Origin of the sequence: Thermomonas brevis, assembly GCF_014395425.1 — a bacterium.
GTDB classification, from domain to species: domain Bacteria; phylum Pseudomonadota; class Gammaproteobacteria; order Xanthomonadales; family Xanthomonadaceae; genus Thermomonas; species Thermomonas brevis.
The window spans coordinates 1,762,197-1,786,895 of the sequence record NZ_CP060711.1 but is presented as its reverse complement, the minus strand read 5'-3'; the positions used below and the strand labels follow the sequence as shown (position 1 = coordinate 1,786,895).

At 67.8% G+C, this 24,699-nt stretch carries 22 protein-coding genes and 1 tRNA gene; 11 read left to right on the top strand and 12 right to left on the bottom strand.

The genetic code is table 11. The annotated features are described in order from the left end of the window. Positions 1-50 precede the first annotated feature (50 nt). Together H9L17_RS08240 and H9L17_RS08235 are read left to right on the top strand one after the other, a co-directional pair. On the top strand, positions 51-746 hold the full coding sequence (locus H9L17_RS08240) for a hypothetical protein (protein WP_187569004.1): 696 nt from the start codon (positions 51-53) through the stop codon (positions 744-746). Positions 747-921: 175 nt separating this feature from the next. Then, positions 922-1,425, top strand: coding sequence for a hypothetical protein (locus H9L17_RS08235; RefSeq protein ID WP_187569003.1), 504 nt, complete (start codon positions 922-924; stop codon positions 1,423-1,425). 61 nt (positions 1,426-1,486) lie between these two features. Here the strand turns inward: H9L17_RS08235 and H9L17_RS08230 are convergent, their stop codons facing one another. Further along, the gene (locus H9L17_RS08230) at positions 1,487-2,293 is read right to left on the bottom strand and encodes a TatD family hydrolase (RefSeq protein ID WP_187569002.1); all 807 of its coding nucleotides are present in this window, start codon (positions 2,291-2,293) and stop codon (positions 1,487-1,489) included. A gap of 21 nt (positions 2,294-2,314) precedes the next feature. Beyond that, positions 2,315-2,437, bottom strand: coding sequence for a hypothetical protein (locus H9L17_RS16135; RefSeq protein ID WP_281401877.1), 123 nt, complete (start codon positions 2,435-2,437; stop codon positions 2,315-2,317). Here H9L17_RS16135 and hrpB point away from each other — a divergent pair. Next, positions 2,406-5,036: an ATP-dependent helicase HrpB gene (gene hrpB, locus H9L17_RS08225; protein WP_425507316.1), complete on the top strand. Its 2,631-nt coding sequence runs from the start codon at positions 2,406-2,408 to the stop codon at positions 5,034-5,036. The two genes, H9L17_RS16135 and hrpB, sit on opposite strands and share 32 nt — an antisense overlap. Positions 5,037-5,270: 234 nt before the next feature. Further along, positions 5,271-5,603, top strand: a complete 333-nt coding sequence (locus H9L17_RS08220) for a hypothetical protein (protein ID WP_187569000.1) — start codon at positions 5,271-5,273, stop codon at positions 5,601-5,603. 3 nt (positions 5,604-5,606) lie between these two features. Here H9L17_RS08220 and H9L17_RS08215 read toward each other — a convergent pair whose 3' ends face one another. The 10 genes from H9L17_RS08215 to H9L17_RS08170 form a co-directional block, all read right to left on the bottom strand. After that, a complete protein-coding gene (locus H9L17_RS08215; RefSeq protein WP_187568999.1) occupies positions 5,607-6,722 on the bottom strand; it encodes a hybrid sensor histidine kinase/response regulator in 1,116 nt (371 codons plus the stop codon). Positions 6,723-6,801: 79 nt separating this feature from the next. Further along, positions 6,802-7,344 (bottom strand): pseudouridine synthase, encoded by a 543-nt coding sequence (locus H9L17_RS08210; RefSeq protein ID WP_187568998.1) that lies wholly within the window; start codon positions 7,342-7,344, stop codon positions 6,802-6,804. A gap of 10 nt (positions 7,345-7,354) precedes the next feature. Then, positions 7,355-8,170, bottom strand: coding sequence for a class I SAM-dependent methyltransferase (locus H9L17_RS08205; protein ID WP_223158035.1), 816 nt, complete (start codon positions 8,168-8,170; stop codon positions 7,355-7,357). 76 nt (positions 8,171-8,246) lie between these two features. Then, positions 8,247-10,463, bottom strand: a complete 2,217-nt coding sequence (locus H9L17_RS08200; RefSeq protein WP_187568997.1) for an NADP-dependent isocitrate dehydrogenase — start codon at positions 10,461-10,463, stop codon at positions 8,247-8,249. 160 nt (positions 10,464-10,623) lie between these two features. Beyond that, positions 10,624-11,112: a hypothetical protein gene (locus tag H9L17_RS08195; RefSeq protein ID WP_187568996.1), complete on the bottom strand. Its 489-nt coding sequence runs from the start codon at positions 11,110-11,112 to the stop codon at positions 10,624-10,626. A gap of 50 nt (positions 11,113-11,162) precedes the next feature. Then, the gene (locus H9L17_RS08190) at positions 11,163-11,471 is read right to left on the bottom strand and encodes a LysM peptidoglycan-binding domain-containing protein (RefSeq protein ID WP_187568995.1); all 309 of its coding nucleotides are present in this window, start codon (positions 11,469-11,471) and stop codon (positions 11,163-11,165) included. Positions 11,472-11,562: 91 nt separating this feature from the next. Next, positions 11,563-12,384, bottom strand: coding sequence for an NADPH-dependent 7-cyano-7-deazaguanine reductase QueF (gene queF, locus H9L17_RS08185; protein WP_187568994.1), 822 nt, complete (start codon positions 12,382-12,384; stop codon positions 11,563-11,565). Continuing rightward, positions 12,381-13,484: a cell division protein ZapE gene (gene zapE, locus H9L17_RS08180; protein ID WP_187568993.1), complete on the bottom strand. Its 1,104-nt coding sequence runs from the start codon at positions 13,482-13,484 to the stop codon at positions 12,381-12,383. Before zapE ends, queF begins: the two co-directional genes overlap by 4 nt. After that, positions 13,481-14,146, bottom strand: a complete 666-nt coding sequence (locus H9L17_RS08175) for an alpha/beta hydrolase (RefSeq protein WP_187568992.1) — start codon at positions 14,144-14,146, stop codon at positions 13,481-13,483. The genes zapE and H9L17_RS08175 overlap by 4 nt, the downstream gene beginning before the upstream one ends. Positions 14,147-14,216: 70 nt before the next feature. Beyond that, on the bottom strand, positions 14,217-14,741 hold the full coding sequence (locus tag H9L17_RS08170) for a c-type cytochrome (protein WP_187568991.1): 525 nt from the start codon (positions 14,739-14,741) through the stop codon (positions 14,217-14,219). A gap of 297 nt (positions 14,742-15,038) precedes the next feature. Here H9L17_RS08170 and H9L17_RS08165 point away from each other — a divergent pair, with 297 nt between their 5' ends. The 7 genes from H9L17_RS08165 to H9L17_RS08135 all read left to right on the top strand — a co-directional run bounded on the left by H9L17_RS08165 (position 15,039) and on the right by H9L17_RS08135 (position 24,695). Beyond that, positions 15,039-15,887 (top strand): hypothetical protein, encoded by an 849-nt coding sequence (locus H9L17_RS08165; RefSeq protein ID WP_187568990.1) that lies wholly within the window; start codon positions 15,039-15,041, stop codon positions 15,885-15,887. Then, positions 15,806-20,521, top strand: a complete 4,716-nt coding sequence (locus H9L17_RS08160) for an autotransporter outer membrane beta-barrel domain-containing protein (RefSeq protein ID WP_187568989.1) — start codon at positions 15,806-15,808, stop codon at positions 20,519-20,521. The genes H9L17_RS08165 and H9L17_RS08160 overlap by 82 nt, the downstream gene beginning before the upstream one ends. A gap of 58 nt (positions 20,522-20,579) precedes the next feature. After that, positions 20,580-21,800 (top strand): TIGR03032 family protein, encoded by a 1,221-nt coding sequence (locus tag H9L17_RS08155; RefSeq protein ID WP_246455043.1) that lies wholly within the window; start codon positions 20,580-20,582, stop codon positions 21,798-21,800. Beyond that, positions 21,797-22,237, top strand: a complete 441-nt coding sequence (locus H9L17_RS08150) for an EF-hand domain-containing protein (RefSeq protein WP_187568988.1) — start codon at positions 21,797-21,799, stop codon at positions 22,235-22,237. The genes H9L17_RS08155 and H9L17_RS08150 overlap by 4 nt, the downstream gene beginning before the upstream one ends. Further along, positions 22,234-22,779, top strand: coding sequence for a hypothetical protein (locus H9L17_RS08145; protein ID WP_187568987.1), 546 nt, complete (start codon positions 22,234-22,236; stop codon positions 22,777-22,779). The genes H9L17_RS08150 and H9L17_RS08145 overlap by 4 nt, the downstream gene beginning before the upstream one ends. A gap of 67 nt (positions 22,780-22,846) precedes the next feature. Further along, positions 22,847-24,496, top strand: a complete 1,650-nt coding sequence (locus H9L17_RS08140; protein ID WP_187568986.1) for a M4 family metallopeptidase — start codon at positions 22,847-22,849, stop codon at positions 24,494-24,496. A gap of 122 nt (positions 24,497-24,618) precedes the next feature. Beyond that, positions 24,619-24,695: transfer RNA gene (locus tag H9L17_RS08135), tRNA-Arg, on the top strand. Positions 24,696-24,699: the final 4 nt, after the last annotated feature.

Genomic DNA, 24,699 nt, shown 5'->3' with positions numbered 1-24,699 from the left:
TCCCATCGCTTACACTTCGCCGCTCATTCCCCCGAACTGGAGCCGAAGTGATGTCGATGAAGTCCGCCGTTCCGATGCTGGCGCTGGGCCTGGCCGTGGGCGTGGCCCTGACGGCGTGCAAGAAGCCGGAGGCCGCCGCCGCCGCCGCGGAGGCACCGGCCGCCGCCGATGCGCCCGCCGCGCAACCTGCCGCGGACACGGCGCCCGCCGCCGCACCGGCTGCCACCGCTGCTGCCGCCGCCTTCGACATCGGCGCCATTCCGGTCAGCGACAAGCCGCTGCCGGCGTGGCCCTACGTCGCGCTGCCGGCGGGCTACGAGTTCGACTACGCCGACAACCTGTCGTCGCGCAGCAAGGACCTGGCCCGCGTGCCGGTGTGGACCGGCGGCCAGCTGCTGTGGGTGGAAGGCAAGGTCTTCAGCGACGAGATCGACAACAGCGACGGCAAGACCTATTCCAGGTTCGAAGTCCGCAAGAACGTGCAACAGGCCATCGAGGCGCTGGGCGGCGTGCGCGTCACCGAGCGCAGCTTCGACGAGGCGACCTGGGATGCCAACGAGAAGGTGTTGAGCGATTTCCGCCAGGAATTCAGCCGCATGCAGAACGCCTACTGGTACGACGCCGACGCCGACACCTACGTCATCCGCCGCGCCGACAAGGCGATCTGGATCGTGTTCCAGAGCGGCAACGACCAGGGCGCGCTGATGGTGGCGGAAGGTCCGTTGCCGGAGGCGCCGGCGAAGTAAGCCGCGCCGCTTTGCGCGACACCGCGAACGCCCGGCTCATGCCGGGCGTTTTGCCGCGAGTAACGCAGCATGCGTGGGAGTGAAGCGAGAGGCCTACGTCGCGACGACGAAAACGAAGTCGCCATCGAAGTCGCGTTCGCTACACTTCGCGCTCCCCCGACCGCTGGAGTGAACCGTGCGTTTGAACAAGATGGCCCTGGCCCTGAGTATGGCGATGGTGGTGGTATGCGGTTGCAAGAAGGAAGCCGCCGCGCAGGACGCTACAACCCCGGAGGCCGCGGCTGCGGCGGTTCCGGCGGAAGCGCAGGAGGCCGCGGGCACGGAGGATGATTCGGCCAGCGCGTCGACGCTGAAGAAGTCCGACGCTTACAAGCTGGGTGCGGCGATGGCGGCGATGACCGTGGTCTGCGGCGTGGCCAAGCCGGCCGAGGCGGAAGCGGGCCTCGCCAGGATGAAGGTCGAGGCCGCCGTGAATGGCGTGAGCGCTGCCGAGATCGAGGTGCTTTATCGCAGTGCGCTGGCGCAGGGTGAGGCTGCCAAGGTGCAGAACCCGGCCAGGTTCGAGGAGGAGTGCGCGGGCCTGCGCAAGATGGCCGACCCGGCCGAGGTTAAGAAGATGGAGCAGGCGGCCAAGGAATTGGAAGCCTGGGCCAAGAAGATGGAAGCCAAGGCGAAGTAAGTTTCCGCGCGCCGCGCAAGCAAACGACGCCCGGCATCCGCCGAGCGTTTCGTTTTCGGGATCAGGCCGGAAGCCGGAAGAACGTCGCCGCCGTCGTCATACTGTTGGCGGCGGTGGCGGTGATGTCCTCGCTGCGGTCGCGTGCCAGCTCCTCGACGATGTGCGGCAGGAACGCAGGCTCGTTGCGGCGATCCTTCGGCATCGGCTTGAGCGTACGCGGCAGCAGGTAGGGCGCGTCGGTCTCCACCATCAGGCGGTTGGCGGGGATGTGCTTCACCAGCTCGCGAAGGTGCGCGCCGCGGCGTTCGTCGCAGAGCCAGCCGGTGATGCCGATGTGCCAGTCCTGGTCGAGGCAGTCGAACAGTTCCTCGCGGGTGCCGGTGAAGCAATGCACCACCGCCGGGCCGAGCCGGCCGTCGAAGTTGCGCATCATCGCCATGAAGTCGGCGTGGGCGTCGCGCTGGTGCAGGAACAGCGGCTTGCCCACGCCATCGACGGCAAGGTCCGCGGCGATCTGCAACTGCCGCTCGAACGCGCGCCGCTGCGCCGGGCGCGGCGAGAAGTCGCGAAAGTAGTCCAGCCCGCATTCGCCCACCGCGACGACTTCCGCATGCGCATGCAGCGCGCGCAGTTCGGCGTCGCATTCCTCGGTGTATTCCGTCGCGTGATGCGGATGCACGCCGGCGGTGGCGAACCATTCGCCGGGGCGGGTGCGGGCCAGTTCCAGCGCCTTCGGCGAATGCTCGCGGCTGGCGCCGGTGAGGATGGCGCGGGTCACGCCGGCGTCGCGCGCGCGCTGCCACACCGCATCGCGGTCGCGGTCGAAGCTGTCGTGGGTGAGATTCAGGCCGATGTCGATGAGCTGCATGCGTCTATTGTAAGAGTGTGCTCAGCGCGTCATTCCCGCGAAGGCGGGAATCCAGCTTTTGATCTTCTCTTCGAAGCAAAAAAGCCAGAACTGGATTCCCGCCTTCGCGGGAATGACGGGCAAAAAGCGAGAAAATGCGCGCATGCAATTTCCGATCACGCCGCTGCTGCCGGACATCGTCGCCTCGCTCGCCGCGCATCCCCGGCTGGTGCTGGAAGCGCCGCCCGGCGCGGGCAAGACCACGCAGGTGCCGCTGGCGCTGCTGGCTGCCGAGTGGCTGCAGGGCCGCAAGATCGTGATGCTGGAGCCGCGCCGCGTGGCCGCGCGCGCCGCAGCGGGGTTCATGGCCAAGCAACTCGGCGAGGCGGTGGGCGAGACCGTCGGCTACCGCATCCGCTTCGAGAACAAGGTGTCGGCGAAGACCCGCATCGAGGTGGTCACCGAGGGCATCCTCACCCGCATGCTGCAGGACGATCCCGAGCTTGGTGGGAGCGGGCTGGACGGCGTCGGCGCGCTGCTGTTCGACGAGTTCCACGAGCGCCACCTGGCTGGCGACCTCGGCCTCGCGCTGGCGCTGGACGTGCAGGCGGGATTGCGCGACGACCTGCGGATCGTGGCGATGTCGGCGACGCTGGATGGCGAGCGCCTTGCCGCGTTCCTCGATGCGCCGCGCCTGTCCAGCGCCGGCCGCAGCTTCCCGGTCGAGGTTGCGCATTTTCCGGCGCGCCGCGACGAGGCGCTGGAGCATCAGGTCCGTCGCGCCGTCGAGCAGGCGTTGGCCACGCATCCCGGCGATCTGCTGGTGTTCCTGCCGGGGCAGCGCGAGATCGCGAAGGTGTCGGCCCTGCTCCCTCCCTTTCGCGAAGCGAAGGAGAGGGCTGGGGAGGGGTGCTCTTCCGTGGATGGACAAAAGCCACCCCCTCCCGACCTCCCCCTTCGCTTCGCGAAAGGGGAGGAGCAGGGCATTGAAGTGCTCGCCCTGCACGGCGAACTCCCGATCGAACAGCAGTCGCGCGTCCTGCAGCCCGCATCCGACGGCCGCCGCCGGGTAGTGCTGGCGACCAACGTGGCCGAGTCCTCGGTGACGCTGCCGGGCGTGCGCGTGGTGATCGACAGCGGATTGGCGCGCGAGCCGCGCTTCGATCCGAACAGCGGCTTCTCGCGGCTGGAAACGGTGTCCATTTCGCAGGCGTCCGCCGATCAGCGTGCGGGCCGCGCGGGCCGCGTCGCCGACGGCTGGGCGTATCGGCTGTGGCCGCAGTCGCAGCGACTGGAGCCGCAGCGCCGTCCGGAAATCGCGCAGGTCGAACTGGCGTCGCTGCCGCTGGAACTGGCGGCCTGGGGCAGCGCCGACCTGCGCTTCGTCGATCCGCCGCCGGCCGGCGCGCTGGCGGCGGGCCGCGATCTGCTGCATCGGCTGGATGCGCTGGACAAGGCCGGCAGGCTCACGCCGCGCGGCAGGAGGATGCTGGCGCTGGGCACGCATCCGCGCCTCGCCGCGATGCTGCTGGCGGCGGACGATCCGTCGCGCCTCGCGCTGGCCTGCGACATCGCCGCGCTGGTCGAGGCGCGCGATCCCTTGCGCTCGCGTTCCGACGCGCTGGCGCCGCGCTGGCAGGCGCTGGCCGCGTTCCGCAATGGCCGTGTGGGTGCGGACGCCAGCCGTTCCGGCCTCGCCGCCATCGACGCCGCCGCGAAGCAGTGGCGTCGCCGCCTGCGCTGCGACGCGCCGCCGCCCGCGTCCGCACCGGCGCACGCGATCGGCGACCTGCTGGCGCATGCGTTTCCGGACCGCATCGCGAAACAGCATCCGCAGGACCCGCGCCGCTATCTGCTGGCGAACGGCCGCAGCGCGCGGTTGTTCGACGACAGCGCGCTGTACGGCGAGCCATGGCTGGTCGCCAGCGAGCTGCGCTTCGAGGCCAAGGACGCGCTGCTGCTGCGCGGTGCGCCGGTCGACGAAGCGGCGCTGCGGCGCGAGTTCGCCGCGCATTTTTCCGAGGCCGACGAAGTGCGCTGGGACGCGGACAGGCGCGCGCTGGTCAGCGAACGCATCGCCCGCTTCAACGGCATCGTGCTGGCGGCGAAATCCGCCGGCCGCGCCGATCCCGCGCTGGCCGCCGCCGCGTTGACGGCGGCGGTGCGCGAGCTCGGCCTGTCCGCGCTGCCTTGGAGCGAGGCGCTGTCGCAGTGGCGCATCCGCGTGCAGTGCCTGCGCGCTTGGCTGCCCGAGCTCGCGCTGCCGGATCTGTCCGACGCCGCACTGCTGGCGTCGCTGGACGATTGGCTGAAACCCGCCTTCGCCGGCAAGACCCGGCTGGACGCGCTGGGCGGCGACGAACTGGCCGAGGCGCTGAAATCCGGCGTCGACTGGAACCTGCGCCAGCGCATCGACCAGCTCGCACCGACCCGGATCGAAGTGCCTTCCGGCATGCAGCGCGGCATCGACTACGCGCTGGACGACCATGGCGAACCGGCCTCGCCGGTGCTGGCGGTGAAGCTGCAGGAACTGTTCGGACTGGCGGAAACCCCGCGCGTCGCCGACGGCCGCGTCCCGCTCACCCTGCACCTGCTCTCGCCCGCCGGCCGCCCGCTGCAGGTGACCCAGGACCTGCACGGGTTCTGGGAGCGCACCTATCCGGAAGTGAAGAAGGAAATGAAGGGGCGCTATCCCAAGCATCCGTGGCCGGACGATCCCTGGAGCGCCACGGCGACGCATCGGGTCAAGCCGCGCGGGACGTGATGCCGACCTGCCCTTGGATGCGAGAGAAGCGGCAACAGCCTTTTGGACACGGATCAACGCGGAAGATGCGCATCGAACCACAGGCATCCGCCTTTCATCCGCGTTGATCCGCGTCCAAATGCTTTTTGCACGATGGGACAGCTCCGCATCCGCAAGGGGCAGCGCAACAATCACGCGCCATGAACGCGGCGGCGACGACACTGCGGCGCAGCCACCAATCCTGAGGAGCGCACCATGGGCAAACTGGACAAGGCGCAGGATCGCGCGATGGAGCTGATCGGCGAGATCGGCGACGGCCTGCGCAGCAAAATGCCGGACAAGGCGATGCACTGGGTGGAAACCGGCGCTGCGCTCGGCGCGCTGCGCGCCGGTTCGAAGGTCGCGGGCGGATTCGTGCGCCGCAACCCGGTGCTGGTGGGCGCGGCGGTCGCCGGCGCCGGCCTGCTGTGGCTGGCGGCACGCCGCCGCGCCAAGCAGCAGGTGTTGATCGAAGGCCGCGCCACCCGCGTCGATGCGGTGCGCCGGAAATCGCAGGAACGGCAGGAACAGGACGAATACGGCGCCTGAGCCCTAGGCGCAGTCTTCGCCGCAGTCGATCTCCGGCAGCTCCAGCAGAAAGCGGGCGCCGCCGCCGTCGCGGTCCTCGTACCACAGCCGGCCGCCGGCATTGATCGCGATCTGCCGCGCCAGCGTCAGGCCCAGCCCGCTGGAATGGCTGGCTGCGGCGTCGTTCTCGTGCGCGCGCTTGAACGGCGTGAACAGCTGCGGCCGGAAGCCGGCGGGAACGCCTGGGCCGCGATCCTGCGCCACCAGTTGCCAGAAGCCGGGCGCTCCCGGCTTTGCGATCAGCTCCAGCTCGCCGCCGTCGCGGGCGTATTTCAGCGCGTTGCTGATCAGGTTCTCGCCGAGCTGGCGCAATACCTGCCCGCCGATCGCCACGCAGGCGTCGGGGTCGGGTGCCTCGATGCGCAGGCGCAGGCCGCTGGCCTCCAGCTGCAGTTCGTAGCGCGCGGCCAGCCAGCGCAGGGTTTCGCCCAGATGGGCGCAGGCCTTGCCGGCGGGCTGGGCGGAGGCGTGCGCCTGGCTTTGCAGGTAGTTGCGGATGTAGCCCAGCGCCTCGCGCGTGCTGTCGTCGATGACCTGCAGGTAGCGCGGCGCGCGCTCCGCCTTGCAGTCCGGCAGCGCCAGCATCTCGCAGGCGAACAGCACGCTGGTCAGCGGGTTCTTCAAATCGTGCGCCACCAGGGTGACCAGTTCCTGGCGTTCGCGCGCCACCTGCTCCAGGCGGTCGCGGGTCAGCTTCAGGCGCAGGTGCACGTGCACGCGCGCCATCATTTCCTCGGGCGAGCAGGGCTTGCCGATGCAGTCGACCGCGCCGGCTTCGAACGCGCGCAGCAGGCGCGCGTGGTCCGACGCGGAGGCCAGCACGATCACCGGGATCGGCCGCAGCGCGGGCTGTTCGTGCAGCGTGACGAGCAGCTCCAGCCCGACCTGCCCCGGCATCGGCAGGTCCAGCAGGATCAGGTCGGGGACGTGTTCGGCGGCGCTGGCGAGCGCTTCTTCGCGGGTCGCGGCGATCATCGCCGCGTGGCCGTGGCGCTCCAGCAGCGCGGCGATCGAGGCCGCGCTGGCCGGCTGCGCGGTGACCACGAGAATGCGGCCGGTCCTGGCGATCTGGTTCGGCATCGGCGAAGCGCTCCCCGCGCCTGTCAGTGCGGCGACGGTAGCAAACGCGCGCGGCGGAAAACAGCGATGCGATCCCGGTTCAGCGAACGCCCGTGTCCCGCCACCGCCCCGGCGGCAGTCCGTCCAGCCGATGCGGCCCGATCGCCGCCCGCACCAGCCGCAGCGTCGGCAGTCCGACCGCCGCGGTCATCCGCCGCACCTGGCGGTTGCGGCCCTCGCGGATCGTCAGTTCCAGCCACGCATCCGGCACGGTCTTGCGGAAGCGCACCGGCGGGTCGCGCGGCCACAGCGCGGGCGCGTCGATGCGGTGCGCCTGCGCGGGCAGGGTCGGGCCGTCGTTGAGGTCGACGCCGCGGCGCAGCGCGTCGAGCCGCGCCTCGTCCGGTTCGCCTTCCACCTGCACCCAGTAGGTCTTCGCTTCCTTGTGGCGCGGATCGGTGAGCCGATGCGCCAGCCGGCCGTCGTCGGTCAGCAGCAGCAGCCCTTCCGAATCGAAGTCCAGCCGCCCCGCCGGGTACACGCCCGCCGGCAGGCCGAAACCGGCCAGCGTCGGCCGCGGCGGCACGCTGCGGTCGGTGAACTGGCAGAGCACGCCGTACGGCTTGTTGAAGGCGATCAGCACGCGGCGTCGATCAACCCGGCTTGCGGAACCGCAGGGTCATCCGATCGCTTTCGCCGATGGCCTGGTATTTGGCGTCGTCGGCCGCCTCGTGGCGGTTGGTCGGCGGCAGCGTCCACACGCCGTTCGGATGCCGGGCATCGTCGGCCGGATTGGCGTTGGCCTCGCTTTTCGCTTCCAGCACGAAGCCGGCGCGGGTGGCGGTTTCGATCACCAGCGCTTCGGTCAGGTAGCCGGAGGCCTTCATCGCGTCCAGATCGGTTCCGGGCTTCGCCCGGTGATCGACCACGCCCAGCGTGCCGCCGGGCTTGAGCGCATCGAAGAACGCCTTGAAATAGGCGTCGGCGGTGCCGGCCGCCACCCAGTTGTGCACGTTGCGGAACGTCAGCACCGCATCCGCGGAGCCCGCGCCGCCGAACGCCGGCGCCTTGCCGTCGTAGTCCAGCCACTGCGCGCGGCCGTAACGGGCGGGGGCGGCGGCGAACTTCGCCTTCAGCGGGCTTTCGCGTCCGCTGGCCGGAACCGCGGCCACGTAGCGGCCGCCCGCGCGCAGCCACGGCGCCAGGAGTTCGCTGTACCAGCCGCCCGACGGGTTGATCTCGATGACGGTGTCGGTCGGCTTCACGCCGAAGAAGGCCAGCGTTTCGGCGGGGTGGCGATAGCGGTCGCGGGCGACGTTGGCCGGCGCGCGCCAGTCGCCGGCGATGGCGGCGGCCAGCGTCATGTCCTCTTGGGCCGGCGTCGCCTGCGTGGCGGCTTCCTGCGCGATCGACGGCGCGCCCGTGGCGAACAGGAGAACGGCGGCGATGGCGGCGGACAAACGGGTCATGGCACGGCTCCGGTCGAGGGGAAAGCAGAGGGTAGCGCGTGCCCGTCACGCATCCGGGCACGCGCGCCGCAGACGGTCAGCCCAGCGTGGCGAGCGCGGCGCTGAGCGTGGCGCTCGGCCGCATCGCCGCCGACAGCTTGCCCATGTCCGGCTGGTAGTAGCCGCCGATGTCCACCGGCTTGCCCTGCACCGCGACGAGCTCTTCGACGATTTTCGCCTCGGCTTCGGTCAGCGCCGAAGCCAGCGGCGCGAACTTCGCGGCGAGCTCGGCGTCGGCGGCCTGTTCGGCCAGCGCCTGCGCCCAGTACAGCGCCACGTAGAAATGGCTGCCGCGATTGTCGATGGTGCCGAGCTTGCGGCCCGGCGAGCGGTCGTTGTCGAGGAACTTCGCGTTCGCCGCGTCCAGCGCGTCGGCCAGCACCTGCGCGCGCGCGTTGCCGGTGGTGTTGGCGAGGTACTCGAACGAGGCCGCCAGCGCCAGGAACTCGCCCAGCGAATCCCAGCGCAGGTAGTCCTCTTCCACGAACTGCTGCACGTGCTTGGGCGCGCTGCCGCCGGCGCCGGTCTCGAACAGGCCGCCGCCATTCATCAGCGGGACGATGGAGAGCATCTTCGCGCTGGTGCCCAGCTCCATGATCGGGAACAGGTCGGTGAGGTAGTCGCGCAAGACATTGCCGGTGGCGCTGATGGTGTCCTTGCCCTCGCGGATGCGCGCCAGCGAGAACGCCATCGCTTCCACCGGGCTGAGGATGCGGATGTCGAGGCCGGCGGTGTCGTGGTCGCGCAGGTACTGCTCGACCTTGGCGATCAGCGCGCGGTCGTGGTCGCGCTGCGGGTCGAGCCAGAACACCACTGGCGTGTCGGACAGGCGCGCGCGGCTCACGGCCAGCTTCACCCAGTCGCGGATCGGCGCGTCCTTGGTCTGGCACATGCGCCAGATGTCGCCGGCCTGGACCGGGTGCTGCATCAGCACGGTGCCGGCCTCGTCGATCACCTTGACCACGCCGTCGCCGCTGATGCGGAAGGTCTTGTCGTGGCTGCCGTATTCCTCGGCCGCCTGCGCCATCAGGCCGACGTTTGGCACGCTGCCCATGGTCGCCGGGTCGAACGCGCCGTGCGCCTTGCAGTCCTCGATCACCGCCTGGTAGATGCCGGCGTAGCAGCGGTCCGGGATCACCGCCTTGGTGTCCTGCAGCTTGCCCTCGGCGTTCCACATGCGGCCGCTGTCGCGGATCATCGCCGGCATCGAGGCGTCGACGATCACGTCGCTCGGCACGTGCAGGTTGGTGATGCCCTTGTCGGAATTGACCATCGCCACCGCCGGGCGCTGCGCGTACAGCGCGGCGATGTCGGCCTCGATCTGCGCGCGCACGCCGTCGTCCAGCTGGCCGAGGCGCGCGTACAGGTCGCCGATGCCGTTGTTGGGGTCGAAGCCGATGCTTTCCAGCGCGTCGGCGTGCTTCTCCAGCACCGGCGCGTAGAAGCGGCTGACCACGATGCCGAACATGATCGGATCGCTGACCTTCATCATGGTCGCCTTCAGGTGCAGCGAGAACAGCACGCCCTTCGCCTTCGCGTCGGCGATCTGCGCATCGATGAACCCGGCCAGCGCCTGCGCGCTCATCACCGACGCGTCGATCACCTCGCCCGCCTGCAACGGCACCGGGCCGCGCAGCGGAAAGCTGCTGCCGGTGACGCTGGTGTATTCGATGCGCACGCTGCCGGCGGCGCCCATCGTGAACGACTGCTCGCTGCCGTAGAAATCGCCGGCCTCCATGTGCGCCACGTGCGAGGCCGACTCCGCGCTCCACGCGCCCATCCGGTGCGGATGCTTCTTCGCATACGCCTTCACCGCCTTCGGCGCGCGGCGGTCGGAATTGCCCTCGCGCAGCACCGGGTTCACCGCGCTGCCCTTGACCCTGTCGTAGCGCGCCTTGACGTCCTTCTCGCGATCGCCCTGCGGCGCGTCCGGGTAGTCCGGCAGCGGATAGCCTTTGTCCTGCAATTCCTTGATCGCCGCCTTCAGCTGCGGGATCGAGGCGCTGATGTTCGGCAGCTTGATGATGTTGGCTTCGGGCGTTTTCGCCAGCGCGCCCAGTTCGGCCAGGTCGTCGGTCACTGCCTTGTCGCCCAGCAGATCCGGGAACTGCGCGAGGATGCGGGCGGCCAGCGAGATATCGCGCGTGTCCACGTCCACGCCGGCGGTCTTCGCGTACGCCTGCACGATCGGCAGGAACGAGGCGGTGGCGAGGAACGGCGCTTCGTCGGTCAGGGTGTAGAGGATCTTGGACATGGCGGCTCGGAGTTCGCGGAGGAAGTCCGCCATTGTCGCGCCTAGCCGCCCCGGCGGGCAAAACCGGCGCGCATGCCGGCATGCCGCCGGCCAGGAACCGGCGCACGAAAAAGGGCGCGGCAGAAGCCGCGCCCTTGGCGTCGCGTTGGACGAAGCGCGATTACCGCACTTCGAACTCGCGCGTCTGTACCACGTTGCCGTCCAGCGAGACTTCCACCTTGTACTTGCCGGTCGGCCAGCCGCTCGGCTTGCTGATCTGGAAGTCGGTGACGCCGTCGCCGGCGAAGGTGATGTCCTTGGTTTCCTCGTTGACGGTCTGGTTGCTGTCCACGTGCGTCCACTTCACGCCCAGCTTGCCGGGCACCGAGGCCATCGGGTCGGAAGTGGCGGTCGCGACCGCGGCGTAGATGGTGTCCTTCGGCGCGAAGGTGGTCATCGGCGCGGTCACGCGCATGTCGGCGCCCACCGCGTTGCCGAGATCGACGCTGCCGACGGAGGCGGTGGCCGCCATCGGCGCGGGGGTTTCGGCGGGGGCGGGTTCGGCGGCGACCGGCGGCGGCGCGGGTTCTTCCTTCTTCTTGCAGCCGACCAGCGCGGCGCTGCCCAGCAGTGCGGCCAGCACGGCCATGTGGAGGCGATTGATCTTCATGCGGATGTCCTTTCTGTGATGGGGTTGAAGCGGCGGCGATCGCGCGGCGATCAGGCTTCGCCTTCCGGCGCGGGGATCTTCAGCACCTGGCCCGGCTGGATCCTGTCGGGATCGGAAAGCTGGTCGCGGTTGGCGTCGAAGATGCGCTTCCAGTCCTGCTTGCCGTAGAAGTGCTTGGCGATCTTCGACAGGTTGTCTCCCTTCGCCACGGTGTAGGTCTGTTCGCCGCCATCGCTTTCCGCGATGGCCTCGGTCGACGTCACCTTGGACTGGACGTCGGAGAAGTCTGGCTTGATCTGCTCCGTGCTCTGCACGCCGCTTTGCACGTCGGAGAAGTCGGGTTTCTTGTCGTTGCTCATGGGGACTCCTTGCCCGGTAGTCGGACAGGGCCACGCTTGCACGAGCCGCGTTAAGAAAACATGGCGGGCGTTGCCCGCGGTTCAGTCCGCTTCACTGCCGCGCAGTGCGCCACGCCTGCGGGACGAGATGGCCGGGCGTGGCCCGCCACGGATTGATGTCCAGTCCGCCGCGCCGGGTGTAGCGGGCTTCCACCGACAGCCGCTGCGGCGCGCAGCGGGCCATCAGGTCGATGAAGATGCGCTCCACGCACTGCTCGTGGAACTCGGCGTGGTCGCGGAAGCTGACCAGGTAGCGCAGTAGTCCCGCGCGGTCGATGCGCGGGCCGCGATAGGCGATGGCGACGTCGGCCCAGTCGGGCTGGCCGGTGACCGGGCAGTTGGATTTCAGCAGCGCGCTGGTCAGGGTTTCCTCGACGATGTCGCCGGCATCCGCCGACAGCAGCGCCGCATCCGGCGGGCCGTAGCGGTCGATGGCGACGTCGAGGCCGTCGATGTTTTCGGCGACGGTGCCCGCTTCCATCGACGGCAGGCCGAACGCCATTTCGACCGGCGCGCCCGCCGCCTGCGACAGATCCGCTTCGACGCGTGCGCGTACCGCCTCGGCGGCGTCGAAGCGACTGGCGTTGAAGGAGTTGAGGTAGAGCTTGAGCGACTTGGATTCGACCAGGTTCGGCGACTGCGCCGGCACCCGCAGCGTGGCGGTGGCGACGTGCGGTTTGCCGCGCCCGTCCAGCCACGACAGTTCGAACGCCTGCCAGCGGTCGAAGCCCACGAACGGCAGCGCATCGCCCGCGATGCCGAGCTCCGCGCGCGCTGCCGCGCGCGGGATCGGGTACAGCAGGCCGGCGTCGTACTGCGCGGGATAGGCGGTGTCGCGGCCAAGCGGCGAGCCGGTGGTGGTGTTGGCGTTCATTCGCTGCGGTGCTCGAAGGCGAGGTAGTCGGACGATTGCATTTCGATCAGCCGCGAGGCGGTGCGTTCGAACGCGCCGGTCAGGCGTTCGCCCGAATACAGCGCCATCGGCGCGGCGTCGGCGGTGCAGATCAGGTTGACGTGGCGATCGTACAGCTCGTCGATCAGGTGCACGAAGCGGCGCGCGGCGTCGTCGCGCAGCGCGTCGAAATGCGGGATGCCGCCGACGAGGATGGTGTGGAACTCGCGCGCGATCTCGATGTAGTCGGCGTTGCCGCGCGGGCCTTCGCACAGCGCGTCGAAATCGAACCAGCACAGCCCCTTGCTGCGCGCGCGCACCGGGATGCGGCGGCCGTCAACGACGATGCCGGCGTCGCGGTGCGCGTCGTCGCCGCCCAGCTCGCGCCAGCGCCGCTCCAGCCACGCGTCCGACTCCGCGTCCAGCGGTGCGCGGTAGACCGGCGACTTGGTCAGCGCGCGCAGGCGGTAGTCGGTGTCGCTGACCAGTTCGACCACCTCGCACTGGCGTTCGATCAGGTCGATGGCCGGCAGGAAGCGCGCGCGCTGCAGGCCGTCCTTGTACAGGTCCCGCGGCGCGGCGTTGGAGGTCGTCACCAGGGTCACGCCTTCGGCGAACAGGCGTTCCAGCAGCCGCGCCAGCAGCATCGCGTCGCCGATGTCGCTGACGAAGAATTCGTCCAGCACCAGCACCCGCAGCGAGCGCCGCCATTCGCGGGCGATGGCGACCAGCGGATCGCGCTGGCCTGCATGCGCGCGCAGGCGCTCGTGCACCTCGCGCATGAAGCGGTGGAAGTGGGTGCGGCGCTTCTCCCTGATCGGCAGCCCGGCGAAGAACAGGTCGATCAGGAAGGTCTTGCCGCGGCCGACGCCGCCCCACAGGTACAAGCCGTGGATGCCGGCCGGGGCTTCGCCGCCGCCGAACAGTCGATCCAGCAAGCCGCGCGTAGGTGCTGGTTGCAGCAACGCGTTGTGGATGCGGTCCAGCGCGCGCAGTGCGCCATGCTGGGCCGGATCGTCGCGCCAGTCGCCGCGCGCCACGCCCTCGGCGTAGCGCTGCGAAGGGGATGCCGCTTCGCTCATGCGGCGGGCGGCGACGGCAGCCAGCCGCGCACGCCGTTCTTCAGCGCGCCGCGCAGATCCATCAGCTTGCGGTGGAAGAAATGGCTGGTGTCGGGCATCTCGACCAGTTGCGGCGGTGTCGGCAGCGAGGCGACCCACTCGCGCACCGCCTCGGCATCGACGATCTCGTCGGCATCGCCCTGGATCACCAGCCACGGCACGGTGGGCAGTGCGATGCCGTCGAAGTCCCAGCTGCGGCCTACCGGCGGGGCGATGCTGACCAGCGCCTTCGCGTCCAGTTCCACCGCGCCGCGCAGCGACACCCAGGCGCCGAAGCTGAAGCCGGCCAGCCACAGCATCTTGTCCGGATGCTGCGCGCGCGCCCAGGCGGCGACCGCGCGCAGGTCGTCCAGTTCGCCTTCGCCGTCGTCGAACGCGCCTTCGGAGGCGCCCACGCCGCGGAAATTGAAGCGCAGCGTGTCGACGCCGCATTCGCGCAGCGCGCGCGCGGCCATCGTCACCACCTTGTTGTGCATCGTGCCGCCCTCGGTGGGCAGCGGATGGCAGACGATCGCCAGCACCGGCTGCGGCGTCGCTTCGGCGTCGGAGGCATCGAACGCGGCCTCGATCTGGCCGGCGGGACCGGGGATGGACAGCGTAGCGTTGGCGGTGGCTTCGTTCATCTCGACATGATGCCGCAGCCGGCGTTAAACCGGCTGCCGGAAACGCGGACGCCGCCCGCAGGCGGCGTCCTTACTTCTTGCTCTGCGCCACCATGTATTCGACCACGGCCTTCATCTGGTCGTCAGTCAGCGCCGGATTGCCGCCCTTGGCGGGCATCACGCCGGCCGAGCCGGTGAAGCCTTCGATCGCCTTCTTGATCAGCTCTTCCACGCCCTGCTGCGCCGCGCGCGCGCCGATGCCGGCCGCGTCGAGCTTGGGCGCGCCGCCCACACCGGCGGTGTGGCAGCCGGTGCAGGGACCGTTGTTGAAGATCTCGGCGCCGTCGGTGCGGCCCTCGAACGGCACGTTGGCGGTCAGCGCCGCGGTGGCGGCGGCCGCGGCGGCGGCCTGCGCGGCGGCGCCGGTGGCGCCCGCATAGACCGCGCCGACCGGGGCGATGCGGTCCTTCATGTTCTGCTCCACGACCGGATCGGCCGGGTACACGACCTTGTTGTTGAGGTGGTGGGCGAACAGGATCAGGCCCAGCGCCACCAGCACCAGGAAGGCGATCACCATCGAAAAACGCTTGAGGAAGGCCAGATCGTGAGTCCGCATGTTGCTCTCGCACAGTCGTGGCCGGTCGCGGCCGTCAAGCGCCGGATTATTCCAGAACCGACGCGGGGACGCGAGGTTTGTCCTCATTGGCCCGAGTTTCGTGGTGCGATGGCGTCATTCGATGAATGGGGACAGGCGTCACGCTTGGTTGACTTGATCGATTGGTTTCGGCGATAACTGAACGGTAGGCAACGCGTTGAGGGGAACGCGCGTCTGCCATTCGCTTCACCACCGCAAAGCCAAGGCAACGGGGCTGCTGTCGGGCCTCGATCTTCGAGCATTTCATCTGGAGGGGACATGGGCGACATCCGGAACGTCAGCAAGTCGGGCAAGGCGCGCAACCGCCGCATCATCAAGTTGGCTCCCATGACCCACGCGGTGCGTTCCGCGCTGGCGGTGTCCGCGTTGGCGTTTGCCTTCGGCGCCCCGGGTGCGGCGCTGGCGGCCGGCCCGAAAGTCACCGTCGGCCATGTCTTGCAAACCGGCCAGGGCGCGATCGATTTCGCCCCGGTGTTCGACTTGACCGCAGTGGTGGGCGCCCCGATGGCGCTGCCGCCCATCGACGTGACCGAGCCGGGGGACGTGTCGATCGACAACGTGGATTCGATCGACGTGGTCGGCGGCATCTACGACGCGATCGCCATCCGCGGCTACAGCGTCGAAGGCAGCGTCGACATCATCAATCAGGCCGACGGCGCGCTCTCCGCCGATTCCGTTTACGGCAATGCGATCGGCATCTACGGCTATGCGCTGTCCGGCGATGTGTCGATCGACAACGCCGGCGACATCGCCGCCACGTCCGCGTATGGACTGGCTGACGGTATTTTCGCGTCCGGTGCCAATGTCGGAGTGACGAACTCGGGCAACATCACGGCCGAGGGCTACACTTGGGCGGCTGGAATCGAAGCGCAGGGCAGCAACGCCACCAACGTCAGCAACAGCGGCGACATCAGCGTCTCGGCAACGCCTTTCTTGCAGATTGAAGATGACGCCGGGATCGTCGCCAGTTTCGCGGGTTACCAGGCGTTCGGCATTTACGCCACCGCGGGCAGCGGGGGGCGGTGGTGGGCAACACGGGCAATATGCATGTCGAGGGAGGCAATGCCACCGGCATCTATGTGCTGTCCGAAGGCGATGCCTCGGTAAGCAACGGCGGCAACATCTACGCCGGCAGCGGTCTGCACGGGTTTAGCGGGCCGCTCTACGACTACTACTACGGCACCGGATTTGCCGTCGGCATCAACGCGTCCAGCAGCGGCGTCGATGCTGGGGTCGAGGTCGACAATGACGGCATCATCGTCGCCTCCGGCATCCAAGGCGGCATCGGCATCACCGGCGCGGCCGGCGTCGAGGGCGGCACGATCAGCGTGAACAACGACGGCGTCGTCGTGGGTGCCAGCTACTTTGGCTCGGCCGAAGGCATCACGGTGTCCGGTTACGCCAGCGCCACCATCGAGAACAATGGTGATGTCGGCGCGTATATCTATTACGGCACGGCCTCGGGCGTGACGGCGCTGTCTTTCGGTGGCGACGCCAGCGTGACCAATGTGGGCAACGTCATTGCGGCCGGCTTCGATGGCGTGGCCATCGGCGCGATCAACGCCTACGGCATCGTTTCGGCCTCGGGCTTCGGCAATGCGTCCGTGGACAACAGCGGATACGTGAGAGCCTCGGGTGCCGTAACCGGCACCGGTATCGACGCCAGCGCCGGCGCAGCCGGCAACGTGAGCGTGACCAACAGCGGCGACATCGTTGCTGAAACCGGCCTCTTCAACAACGCGCGTGCCGACGGCATCAAGGTGTCGTCGGGCGAGGGCGGCATCGAGGTGGAGAACAGCGGATCGATCTACGCCAACAGCGCCCTGCTGGCGTTTGGCATCTACTCTTCGTCCACGGCAGGCGATACCCACATCGAAAACGCCGAATCCGGCAGCATCGGGTTCTATTCGTACCTGAACCGCGGCTTCGGCATGTTCGCGTTCGCGGAACAAGGCGATGTGAGCATCGACAATGCCGGCGACATCAGCGGTTACGCCTGGCAGCAGGCCTACGGCGCGCGCGTGCGCGACCTGTACGGCGATGCGAGCATCGTCAACAGCGGCACCGTCTCGGTCGAAAGCGGCGGCAACAAGGCGTTCGGCCTGCTGGTGTCCGCCACCTATGAAGGCACGGCGGGCATCACCAACAGCGGCGACATTGAAGTCGTCAGCCGCACCGGTTCCTACGGCATGCGCGCCTATGGTTACGCGGGTGCGGATGTCGGCAACAGCGGCACCATCTACGCGGCAAGCACCAATGGCGTGGCGGTCGGCATGATGGCGCAGGCGGGGGACGGCGACACCACGGTCACCAATACCGGCGGCAGCATCGAAGTGAAGGCCGCGACGGCGGCGTTCGGCATCTATGCCAGCTCCGTGTACGGCAACGTGACCGTTTCCAACGGCAGCGAAATCAATGCGCTGGGCGTCAACAGTGGCGCCACGGGCATCAAGGCCACGGCGGCCGGCGACGTGGACATCGCCAACAGCGCCTACATCTATGTCGCTTCCAACGGCAACGCGATCGGCCTCTACGGCTACACGGATGCGGGCAGCGTCACCGTCGACAACAGTGGCGACATGTTCGTGTACAGCGTGAACGGCCTTGCCGACGGCATCTTCGCATCCGGCGCGGATGTCGACGTGGCCAATTCCGGGGCGATCTCCGCAGTAGGTCGCAGTTGGGCTGCCGGCATCGAAGCGCAGGGCATGCAGACCAGCATCCAGAACGATGGCGATATCTACGCCGTCGCGGTGGGCGCGGGCGCGCACGCCTTCGCGCTCTACGCTACCGGCGATCAAGCCGTTTCGGTCGGTAACGCCGGCGCCATCGAGGCGCAGGGCTATAACGCCACCGGCATCGAGGCGCGCTCCTACGGTGATCTCGCCATCGACAACAGTGGCGGCATCACCGCCGGTTACGCCACCGAGGACGGCAGTTTCTACAGTGCACTGGCGATCGGCATCAACGCCACCAGCGGCGGTGCGGGTGCATCGATGGAGATCGGCAACAGCGGCGACATCAGCGCGGTCGGTTTCTATGGCGCGACCGGCATTTCCGCCGCGTCCAGCGGCGAAGGTGGCACCGTTTCCGTCAACAGCAGCGGCAACATCGATGTCCTGCAAGGCAACAAATACGGCTATGGCGCCTACGGCATCATCGCTTCGGGCGATGGTGATGCGTCCGTTACCAGCAGTGGTGCTATCACGGCGTATTCCGCCGGCGGCGCTACCGGCGCGGCCGCACTTTCCTTCGCTGGCAATGCCAGCGTGGTGAATGCGGGCGACATCGAGGTGGTTAGCGTCGCGCAGGCCTATTACGGCGCGACTGGCCTGCTAGCGTTCGGCGCCAATGGGTCGGCGTCCGTCGAGAACGCCGGCTCGGTATCGGCAACGGCGGCCGGCATCGCCTATTCGGAAGCTCGCGCGGTGGATGCGCAGGCATTGGGCGACGTGTCGGTTGAGAACTCCGGCTCGCTGTACGCCAATGGTGAGAAGTATGCGTTCGGCGTGTACGCCGTCACGGGTACCGGGGACCTGATGGTGGACAACGCGGGGGGCGACATCGGCTTCTATTCGTACTCGGGGCGCGGTTGGGGCGTGTTCGGTTACGCGACCCAAGGCGATACCGCTATCAGCAACGCAGGCAGCATCGAGGGTTACGCCTACGGCCAGTCCGCCGGCGTGTTCGCGGTCGCCGCCCAAGGCGACGTCGGTGCCACCAACAGCGGCGACATTTCGATTGCCAGCGGCGGCGATGCGGCCATCGGCATCTTCGGCCGTGCCGATCATGGCACCGCCAGCGTGACCAACAGCGGCGACATCGAGGCGGTGAGTGGTTATGTCGCCTATGGCGTCCTCGCGCGCGGCGCGGAGGTGGTGGTTACCAACAGCGGCGATATCTCCGCCGAAGGATATGGGGCATCCATCGGCATCGCGGTCAACGGCACCGAAAGCTCGACGGTCAACAACACCGGCACGATTCATGCGGGCGAAGGCGGATTCAACGCAGGTGTGCTGTTCGGCAACGGCGGCGCCAATATCCTGAACAACACCGGCGCGGGCGTCATCGGCGCCAGTGGTGACGAGGGCTATGCGTTTGCAGTGGTGGGCGGCGACGTGGCCGACACCATCAACAACGGCGCCCGCATCCTCGGCGCGGTTTCTTTGTACGGCGGTGCCGACGTGTTCAACAACAAGGCCGGCGGCGTGTGGGATGTCGGCGACAGCCGCAGCACTGACTTCGGCGACGGCGACGACGCCATCAACAATCAGGCGGGTGGCACCATCCGCCTGGCGGGTGGCGCGCTGTATCTCGGCAGCGCCAGCTCGACCGGGAACGCGTTCACCAACGCCGGCACGATCAAGGTGGTGGGCGACGACAATCTCATCGACATGGGCAGTGGGATCGCCCTGGTTCCCGCGCTGAACCCCCTGCCGCTGGTCAATAACGGCATCATCGACTTCGTCGACGGAGCCACCGACGATGTACTAACCATCGAGGGCGATCTCGGCGGAAGCGGGGCGATCAACGTCGATATGGACCTGGCCATTCTGACCAGCGACCAGCTCTATGTGGATGGCAGCATGGCCAGCGGCGCGGCGCAGAAGGTCAACGTCAGCATCACCCAGATGCCCAAAACGGCCAGCACTACGGCCGTGGAATTCGCCCATGTGGCGGGAACGTCGTCTGCCGGGGCGTTCGTTGGCGGCGCGTTGGTGGGGTACTCGCCTTCCAATTTCCTCGATATCGGCGTGCATACCAGCCGGCAGGCCGGCGCTGGCGATAGCGCAAGCTTCCTGGTGTCACTGGACGTGCTGGGTCTGAACGACACCGGCGCCTTGGCGGCGGCGACGGCTTCGGGCGCGGCGGCTTTCATGAACGCCCAAGTCAGTACGTTCCGTCAGCGCCTCGGCGTCAATCCCTACGGCGATGCCGGCAAGGTGATGAACGCCTTCGTCCGCTTCTATTCGAGCGAGGGCGATGTCGATCTCGCCCATACGGCGGGCAATTTCGGCCAAGGCGGAAATTTCGGCTTCAGCCAGAAGACCTGGGGCAAGGAATTCGGCATCAACGCCAATCTGTCCGAGAAGATCCACGCGGGCCTGGTGTTCGGCAATGCCGATAGCCGCCAACGGCTGAGCGAAGGCGTCGGCGAGAACCGCATGGACGGTGCCACGGTCGGCGCCTATGCGACCTGGCAGGCGCCGGAAGGCTTCTACGTCGATCTGACCGGTCGCTGGATGGCGGCGGACATCCGTGCGACATCCGCAGCGGGTGTGATGGCCGGACGCGTCCATACGCAGGCCACCAGCCTGGAGGCCGGCTACGAATGGAAGGTCGGCAGCTTCAGCGTGGTGCCGCAGGCCCAGTACACGAGCACCAAGGTCGACGGCATCCGTGCGTTCCACGGACAGATGGCCGATTTCGAAGCGCATGGCGGCACCTTCTCGCAGGGCCGTCTCGGCGTGGAGATCAACAGGACGATCCAGTCCGGGGATCTCCGCTGGACGCCGTACGGCGCACTCAGCGCAGTTCGCGAATTCGACGGCAAGACCACCTATACCGTGGCGGATAACTTCTTCGGCAGCACCAGCAGCAAGGGCACCAGCGCCTTGGCGGAGCTGGGCCTGGGCCTGCAGAAGGGCGCCTTCGGGTTTGGCGTGGGCGTGAACTGGACTGACGGCGGCGCGTACAAGAGCATCGTCGGCGGGCAGGCCAACGTCAGGTTCTCCTGGTAATCCTCCCGCGGCCCGGCTTCGTGCCGGGCCGCAGCGGTACACGCAGTCTGGACAACAAGTGACCAACGACAACAAGCAGAACGATCCCGACATCCAGTCCAACCAGGACAAGCCCGAGCTGGATACCGGGCTGGATGCGGTAGCAACCGGGGCGCCCGCTCCCGCGCAGGCCGATGCCGCCGCCGAACCCACGCAGGCCAAGCAGGCCCCACGCGACATCACCAAGCTGAAGGTCGAGAAGAGCTGCTCGCGCGGGCTGGCCGGCTGGCTCGGCCAGCACCGCCTGTCGCTGGCGATCACTTCCTACCAGACCGGCCGGATCTATCTGGTCGGCAGCGACAAGCAGGGCCGCGTCTCGTTCTTCGAGCGCATCTTCGAGCGCGCGATGGGCGTGGTCGGCAACGCCCAGCGCATCTACCTGGGCGGTCTGTACCAGCTGTGGCGGTTCGAGAACGTGCTGCGCCCGAACGAGATCATCCACGGCCAGTTCGACAAGTGCTACGTCCCGCGCAACGCGCAGACCATCGGCGACCTGGACATCCACGAGCTGGGCATCCGCAAGAACGGCAAAGTGGTGTTCGTCAACACCAAGTATTCCTGTTTGGCCGAGCTCAGCCAGACGCATAGCTTCAAGGCAATCTGGAAGCCGAAGTTCGTCAGCAAGCTGGCGCCGGAGGACAGGTGCCACCTCAACGGGCTGGCGATGGTCGACGGCGAGCCCAAGTACGTGACGGCGGTGTGCAAGAGCGACAGCGTCGACGGCTGGCGCGATCGCCGTCGCGACGGCGGCGTGGTGATCGACATCGACACCGACGAGATCGTCTGCGAGGGCCTGTCGATGCCGCATTCGCCGCGCTGGCACAACGGCCGGCTGTGGCTGCTCAATGCCGGCACCGGCCAGCTGGGCTGGGTGGACTTCGAGAAGAAGGCGTTCGTGCCGCATGCGTTCGTGCCGGGCTTCGCGCGTGGCCTGTCGATCATCGGCAACGTCGCCGCGGTCGGCCTGTCGAAGCCGCGCAACCAGCGCTTCGAGGGTCTGCAGCTGGACGACGAGTTGAAGAAGCGCGACGCTGATCCGTGGTGCGGCGTGCAGATCATCTCGCTCACCAACGGCGACGTGATGAACTGGATCCGCTTCGAGGGCGACATCAGCGAGATCTTCGACATCAGCTTCCTGCCGAACGTGAAGCACCCGATGATGATCGGCCTGCGCACGGCCGAAATCCGCGACCTGATCACGTTCGAATCCGACATCCCCGCAGAGGCCCCCGCTGCATGATCCGTCTTCTCGCTACCGGCGTCCTTGCTCTTGTCCTGTCCCAGGCGGTTCATGCCCAGCAGGGCAAGCCGGTCGCTATGCCGCAGGCGCAAGCAGCCGCCGATCCCGCAGCCGCCATGTTCAAGGCCTGGGACAAGAACAGCGACGGGCAGTTGTCCCTCATGGAGTTCCGGGCCGGCTGGCAGCAGGCGCAGGCCGTCGTCAAGACGCAGGCTGCCTTGGGCCGCCAGTTCGCCGCCCTCGACGCCAACCATGATCGCGCCATCGACGCGGGCGAATACGGCAACCTGCTGCTGGTGAAGAATGCGGGCAAGGCCGCACCGCCGCTGGCCCGGTTCGACGCCAATGCGAACGGCAAGCTGGAGTTCGCCGAATACGTCAAGCTGGTCGAAACGCTCGCGCCGCAAGAAGAGGCGCGCAAGGGCACGAACAAGTGAAGATCGAGTTCGTCCCGGTCTGGAAGCAGGTGGCGCCTGAACTGGTGCAAGAGCTGGTCGCGTTCTGGCGGGACAACAAGGCCATCGCCAGCGAAGCGGGAGCGGCCCTGCGCGCGCAACAGGCCATCTGCGTCGCGCGAGATGAGGATGGCGTGTTGTGCGGCGTTGGCACCGCCGTAGTGAAGGTGCTTCCGCGACTGCGCCAACCGACTTATTACTATCGCCAATTCTTCGCCAAGGCGCTTCGTGGGCGGCATCAGGAATTGCCGTTCTTCCAGCGCTGCAAGCGAATCCTGCAGGATTACAACGGTGGTCTGGCACGCCCGGAGAGCCTTGGCATCCTGCTGGAGATTGAAAACGCCAAGATCGCGACCGCCTACCGGCGTGCCGTGGAGCCCGGCTTCGATGCCGCCTTCATCGGTTATTCCCCGCGCGGCCTGCAGCTGCGCGTGTCTTGGTTCGAAGATGCCCTGTTGCAAGCCCCGGTACCGATCCGCATCGAATCGGCGCCGGGGCGCCTGCGCGCGGGTGCTGCACATTGATGGAATTCCAACGACTCACTCCCGGCATGCCAACCGCCGTCGGGCCGATCACCACGGAGAACGCGCCATGAAAGTAAAAGCAAGTCTGCTCTGCCTCGCTATCGCTTCCGCCATTGCCTCCGCGCACGCCTCCACGGCCACCAAGCCCCTGACGCCGGAAGAAGCGGCTGCCGCCTTGAAGGCCGCCGTGGTGGCCCGTGCCAACGTCTTGGTCAACAACAATGCCAAGGGGATCCATCGCGCCGCGGCGGATGCTTTCGCCGTGAAGGACGTGATCGTCGACAAGGACGGGACGGAACACGTCCGCTATGCGCGCACCTTCAACAACCTGCCGGTGATCGGTGGTGATTTCGTGGTTCATTCGCGTGAAAGCAAGCTGGGTGGGTTCAGCCAGGCGCTGGAGACCGAGAACCGCCCGGGCCTGGTCGGGCGCATCAACGCCGACGAGGCCATCGTGGAAGCCGGCGCGCGCTTCGCGCTGCGGTTCATCGGCGCGCCGACGTCCCGCCTCGTGGTCTACGCACGCAACAAGGAGCCGGTGCTGGCGCACGAGGTGGTGTTCAACGGCATCAAGGTCGACCAGACGCCGACGGAAATGCACTATTTCGTCGATGCCAACAGCGGCGCGATCCTCGACCAGTGGGATAGCATCCAGACCGCCAAGCCCGGTCCGGGTGGCGGCAGCAGCTGCACCCTGACCGCAGCCGTGGGCACGGGCAATACCATGGCCGAGGGCGCGGTCACGCTGAACACCGCCAAGTGCGGTAATACCTACCAGATGGTAGACACCACCCGCGGCGGCGGTGCCACCCACAACATGTCGATGCTGACGGCCGGTATGGGCGCGCTTGTCACCGGCAGCACCAATGTCTGGGGTACCGGTGTGATCAGCAACGCCCAGACCGTGGCGGCCGACGCTCACTACGGTATCGCCACCACCTGGGATTACTACAAGAACAAGCATGGCCGCATGGGCATCGCCAATGACGGCGAAGGCGCGATCAGCCGCGTCCACTACGGCCGCAACTATCAAAACGCGTTCTGGAGCGACGGCTGCTTCTGCATGACCTTCGGCGACGGCGACAACGGCGCGTCGATCCTGCCGCTGGTAGCGTTGGACGTGGCCGGCCACGAAATGTCGCACGGCGTCACCAGCCGCACTGCGGGCCTGGTCTACAGCAAGGAGTCAGGCGGCCTGAACGAGGCGACCTCGGACATCTTCGGCACCATGGTCGAGTATTACGCCAACAATCCCAACGATCCTGGCGACTACGTGATCGGTGAAAAGTTGTACCCCAACAATGCCGCCATGCAAGGGCTCCGCTATATGTTCAAGCCTAGCCTGGATGGCGCCTCGCCGGATTGTTATACCAGCACCCTCGGCAATCTCGACGTGCACTACAGTTCGGGCGTGGCCAATCACTTCTACTATCTGCTGGCGGAAGGGGCGGTGGTCCCGACTGGTTTCGGTTCGGGCACTTGGGCCAACCTGACGCCAGCGAAGCTGGTTTGCAACGGCAATACCTCGCTCGCCGGCATTGGCCGCGATAAAGCCGGTGCGATTTGGTATCGCGCATTGACGGTGAACATGAACTCCACCACGAACTATGCTGGTGCGCGTGCCGCGACCATTGCGGCTTCCACTTATCTTTACGGAGCGGATTCCGCCGAAACCAGCGCGGTCAAGGCCGCCTGGTCCGCGGTCAGCGTCAACTGATCGACTCGACCGACAAGCGACAAAACGAACGGCCCGCGCAAGCGGGCCGTTTCGTTGCGGGGGCGTGCAAACCGGGCGATCCATGCGAGAATAGCCGCCCGTTACCGCTTCGGTAACGCGACGCGCCCGTAGCTCAGCCGGATAGAGTAGTGGCTTCCGAAGCCATTGGTCGGGGGTTCGAATCCCTCCGGGCGCGCCACTTT